This window comes from Micromonospora sp. 4G55 (assembly GCF_016803375.1).
Map to the genome: position 1 here is coordinate 1 of NZ_JAEVHN010000903.1, position 1963 is coordinate 1963.

The following is a 1963-nucleotide window of genomic DNA, read 5'->3' on the forward strand; positions in this document are numbered from 1 at the left end:
GACGGTGTGCAGCACGGCGGCCACCTCTCCGCCGGGGGAGCGGCCCACCGCCACCGCCACCGGCGGCGCGTCCGACCAGCCCAGCGCCGCCGCCCGGCTGGCCAGCACGTCGGGGGAGTCGCCGCGCAGCAGCGCGTCGACCAGCAGCGCCTGGAGCCGGGCGTCCCACGACCCGCGGGACTCGGCGGCCCGGGCGTACACCCGGGCGGCGGCGAAGGCGATCTCCCGGGAGAACCGCAGCACCGCCTCGCGCAGCTGCTGCTCCTCGCCCGGGGCGGCCAGGTGCGACACCTGCTCCTCGACCACGTCGATGGTCACCTTGATCAGCGCCACCGTCTGCTGGAGGCTGATCGAGCGCGCGAGGGCCTCCGGCGCGGTGGCGAAGACCTCGTCGGAGACCTCCTGGGTGCTGTCCGCGCTGCCGCCGCCCGAGCGCAGCCACTGCACCAGGGACCGGGCCCCGGCCTGGGCCACCAGCATGACCCAGGAGCGCTGGTCGGCCGGAAGCTCGCGGAACCAGGGCAGGCTCTCGTCCATCCGGGCCACGCTGGCGGTGGCCAACGCCCCCGCGCCCGTTCGATCCGGCGGAGCGTGGCCGACAACTCCATCCCGCCCGGCTCGCTCACCGGTCCAGCCTGACACGTGCTGACCTGGCCCTCCACGCCGGGCGGTCACTGTGGCGCGGTCAGTCCCAGCTCCTGGGCCAGGATGGCCGCCTGTACCCGGCTGCGCAGCTCCAGTTTCGCCAGGATCCGGCTCACGTGGGTCTTGGTGGTGCTTTCCGCCATCGCCAGCCGCCGCGCGATCTGCTGGTTGGACAGCCCGGCACCGAGGCAGGCGAGCACGTCGCGCTCCCGGGGGGGTCAGGGCCGCCACCGCCGACCGGGCGGCCGGCGGCGCGGCCGGAGCGCTCCGGGCGAACGCCGTGATCAGCCGCCGGGTCACCGCCGGGGCGATGATCCCCTCGCCCCGCGCGACGGTCCGCACCGCCGCCACCAGCCCGGCCGCGTCGGTGTCCTTGAGCAGGAAGCCCGCCGCGCCGGCCCGCAGCGCGGCGAAGACGTACTCGTCGAGGTCGAAGGTGGTGAGCACCAGCACGTCGGCCAGCTGATCGGCGACGATCTCCCGGGTGGCGGAGATCCCGTCCAGCCGGGGCATCCGGACGTCCAGCACGGCCACGTCCGGGCGCAGGTCGCGGCAGAGCCGCACCGCCTCCTCGCCGTCCCCCGCCTCGTCGACCACCTCGATCTCCGGGGCGCTCGACAGGATCAGCGTCAGCCCGGCCCGCACCGCCGCCTGGTCGTCGGCGAGCACCACCCGCACCCCGGCGGTCACCCGGACGCCCCCGGTGGGCAGGGCGGCCACCACCCGCCACCGGCCGTCGCGCGGCCCGGCGGAGAACCGCCCGTCCAGCAGCGCCGCCCGTTCCCGCATCCCGATCAGTCCGGCGCCCGCGCCCGGCAGCCGCCCGTTCCCGCCGCCGATCGGGTTCTCCACGGTCACCACCACCTCCGCCGGCTCGTACGCCACGCTGAGCTTCGCCGCGCCCGCGCCGTGCCGCAGCGCGTTGGTCAACGACTCCTGCACGATCCGGTACGCCGCCAGGTCGACCCCGACCGGCAGCGGCCGCGGTGTCCCGGTGACGGTGGCGCGGACCGCCAGGCCGGCCGCCGCCATCCGCGCGATCAGCCGGTCCAGCTCGTCGAGGCGTACCCGGGTCGGGCCCTCGGTCGGGTCCTCGCCGGCCGGGCCTCGGAGCAGGCCGATCAGCTGGCGCATCTCGGCCATGCCCTGCACGCTGCTCTCCCGGATCACCCGCAGCGCCGCGTCCACCCGGTCGGCGTCCAGCCCGGGCGCGGAGAGCACCCGGGTCGGGCCCTCGGTCGGGTCCTCGCCGGCCGGGCCTCGGAGCAGGCCGATCAGCTGGCGCATCTCGGCCATGCCCTGCACGCTGCTCTCCCGG

At 76.6% G+C, this 1963-nt stretch carries 2 pseudogenes; both read right to left on the reverse strand.

Going from position 1 to position 1963, the window contains the following annotated elements:
• Positions 1-608: pseudogene (locus tag JNW89_RS35895) on the reverse strand (PucR family transcriptional regulator); the annotation flags it as partial.
• A gap of 63 nt (positions 609-671) precedes the next feature.
• Positions 672-1335: pseudogene (locus JNW89_RS35900) on the reverse strand (response regulator).
• Between the last annotated feature and the right edge of the window lie 628 nt (positions 1336-1963).